Origin of the sequence: Amycolatopsis sp. SID8362 (assembly GCF_010550475.1) — a bacterium.
Lineage (GTDB): Bacteria > Actinomycetota > Actinomycetes > Mycobacteriales > Pseudonocardiaceae > Amycolatopsis > Amycolatopsis eburnea.
The window spans coordinates 1-2,427 of the sequence record NZ_JAAGNB010000658.1; the positions used below are offsets into that span (position 1 = coordinate 1).

At 72.3% G+C, this 2,427-nt stretch carries 3 protein-coding genes and 1 pseudogene; 1 reads left to right on the forward strand and 3 read right to left on the reverse strand.

From position 1 onward, the window contains the following. From G3I65_RS20300 to G3I65_RS20310, 3 genes and pseudogenes are all read right to left on the reverse strand, one after another. A pseudogene (locus tag G3I65_RS20300) lies at window positions 1-186 on the reverse strand (PE-PGRS family protein); the annotation flags it as partial. Between the two features lie 76 nt (window positions 187-262). Beyond that, entirely contained in the window at window positions 263-799 is a 537-nt protein-coding gene (locus G3I65_RS20305) for a DUF3558 domain-containing protein (RefSeq protein ID WP_309235577.1), read from the reverse strand. After that, window positions 792-1,142 carry a hypothetical protein gene (locus tag G3I65_RS20310; protein WP_125314533.1) on the reverse strand — a complete coding sequence of 117 codons (351 nt, stop codon included), beginning with the start codon at window positions 1,140-1,142 and terminating at the stop codon, window positions 792-794. The genes G3I65_RS20305 and G3I65_RS20310 overlap by 8 nt, the downstream gene beginning before the upstream one ends. 418 nt (window positions 1,143-1,560) lie before the next feature. Here G3I65_RS20310 and G3I65_RS20315 point away from each other — a divergent pair. Next, on the forward strand, window positions 1,561-2,427 hold an 867-nt coding region (locus tag G3I65_RS20315), incomplete at its 3' end, for a MoxR family ATPase (protein ID WP_160697506.1).

The following is a 2,427-nucleotide window of genomic DNA, read 5'->3' on the forward strand; positions in this document are numbered from 1 at the left end:
CGCGGCCCGGCCGAGCGCGGCCCGCGCCGCGTCGCCCGCGCCGCCCTGCCAGTTCTCCTGCGAGGACGCGATCAGCCCGGCCAGCTCGGCGGTCGACTCCTGCAGCCGTTTCGCCAGCCCGTCCCAGCGCGCACCCACCTCGCCCGCGGCGACCGGGTCGTTGCCCGCCTCGACCTCCGCGGCCATGGCCTCGTGGCTGTAGGACTCGTACCGCGCGGTGGGGACGGGCGGTTCGGCGTCGGGCACGGCGCACCTCTCGTGGTCAGGGCAGTTTCGGTTCGACCAGCCCGGCCACCGTGCCCGCGCGGCGGCACGCGAGCGGGGTGTCCGAGAAGCCGCTGTTGCTGACGTCGATCTGGACGCTGGCCGCGTCGCCGACCCCGAGCAGCACGGCGCAGGTGCCGTCGGCGGCCTTCTTGTCCATCACCTTCAGCGCGGGGTGGCCGCCGACCGTCGTCCTGGTCGCCGTCTTCTTCGCGACTTCGAGGTCGGCCAGCCCGTCGGTCTCGCTCAGGGTCACGGTGACGCCGAAGGTGCCGGGCACCGTCCAGTCGCACGCGCGGGAGCCCGCGATCTCCTTGGGCTTGCCGGGCACGCTCACCCCGGCGGTCGAGCGGTCCTGCGGGGTCAGCAGCGTGCAGGGGTCCATCGCGGCCAATCCGGTCCACGCGACGGGCGGTGGCGACGACGGCGGTGAAGAGGTGACGTGCCCGATCTCGGTCCGCGGCGACGCCTGCCCGCACCCGGCGAGCGCGACGAGCACGACCGGGACCCACAACAGCTTCCAGCGCTCAGCCACCCGTGCAGTCCACCCCGTCCGCCGCCTGCTCGTCGGCGTGCTGGTACTTCGCCAGCGCCTGCGAGATCCGGTGCTTGAGCGTCTCGAGCTCCTTGCCGAACGCCGTCAGCTGCTGCACGGCCGATCCCTGGCCGCCGATGCCGTACTCGGCCATGAACTTGCCGAGCTCCCCCGCGTACCCGCCGCCGAGCGGGACCGTCCGGCCGAGCACCTTGGCTTCGCGGACCATCTCGCCGACGACGTCCTGCAGCTGGCCGAGCTTCGCGTAGGCGTCCGCGGCCAGCTCGGGCGCGACCGCGAAGCCGCGCAAGTCGAACGGCGGTTGCGCTCGAGCCTCGCTCATAAGCGGTTACGCCTCTCAGTAGCCGGGCGACCTCGAAACGCAGCATAGAACAAAGCGGGCCGTCAGCGGGAGCACCCAGAATCGGGTGACAACACACCCGTTCGGGGTATCGTCCCTGCTTGCGCAGTGTCATCAACCGCCGTACCGGGCGTGCTCGTGCCGGGTTCGCGGGGTTCCGGCCCCTGGTTCGCCCGGGTTTGACACACTGGATGGAAGGCTGGTCGCTGCGCGCGGACAGCAGCGATGGGGGCTTCGGCCCGGCGGTGCGCACAGTGCGCGCGGCCACGCGCCACCAGGAGGTCGAGTGACGTCGAGAATCCAGTCTGCGGCGCCCGGATCGGGCGAGCAGGCATCCGGGCGGCCGCCTTATCCGGCGGAGTCCACGGGCAACGGCCGGCCCGCCGGCCGCCCCGGCAGAGTGTCGCTGGACGAACTCCACGAAACGGCCCGGCGGATCGCCGCGAACGTGGAACGCGTGCTGGTCGGCAAGCCCGACGTCATCCGGATCGCGCTGGTCACCCTGCTCGCCGAAGGCCACCTCCTGGTCGAAGACGTGCCCGGCGTCGGGAAGACGTCGCTGGCCAAGGCGCTCGCCCGGTCGATCGACTGCACGGTCAGCCGCATCCAGTTCACGCCGGACCTGCTGCCGAGCGACGTCACCGGCGTCTCCATCTACAACCGCCAGTCCGGCGAGTTCGACTTCCGCCCCGGCCCGGTGTTCGCGAACATCGTGGTGGGCGACGAGATCAACCGCGCCTCGCCGAAGACGCAGTCGGCGCTGCTGGAGTGCATGGAAGAGCACCAGGTCACCGTCGACACCTCGACGTACCGCCTCGAGCAGCCGTTCATGGTGATCGCGACGCAGAACCCGATCGAGATGGAAGGCACCTACGCCCTCCCCGAGGCCCAGCGCGACCGCTTCACCGCGCGGGTCTCCATCGGCTACCCCGACCAGCAGGCCGAGCTGGCCATGGTCGACGAGCACGCCGGCCACAACCCCCTCGAAGAGCTGCAGCCGGTGTCCGACGGCGAGACCGTGCACCGCCTGATCGAGACGGTCCGCCACGTGCACATCGCGCCGGAGGTCCGCCGCTACGCCGTCGACGTCGTCGCGGCCACCCGGCAGGTCCCGGAGATCCGGCTCGGCGCGTCCCCGCGGGCGACGCTGCACCTCGTCCGCGCGGCGCGGGCGCAGGCGGCGCTGTCGGGCCGCGACTACGTCGTCCCGGACGACCTGCACACGGTCGCGGTCCCCGTCCTGGCGCACCGCCTGGTGCTGACCACC

Excerpts from the sequence above, each read along its gene's own strand:
- G3I65_RS20310 (WP_125314533.1), bottom strand. The coding sequence starts at position 1,142 with ATGAGCGAGGCTCGAGCGCAACCGCCGTTCGACTTGCGCGGCTTCGCG.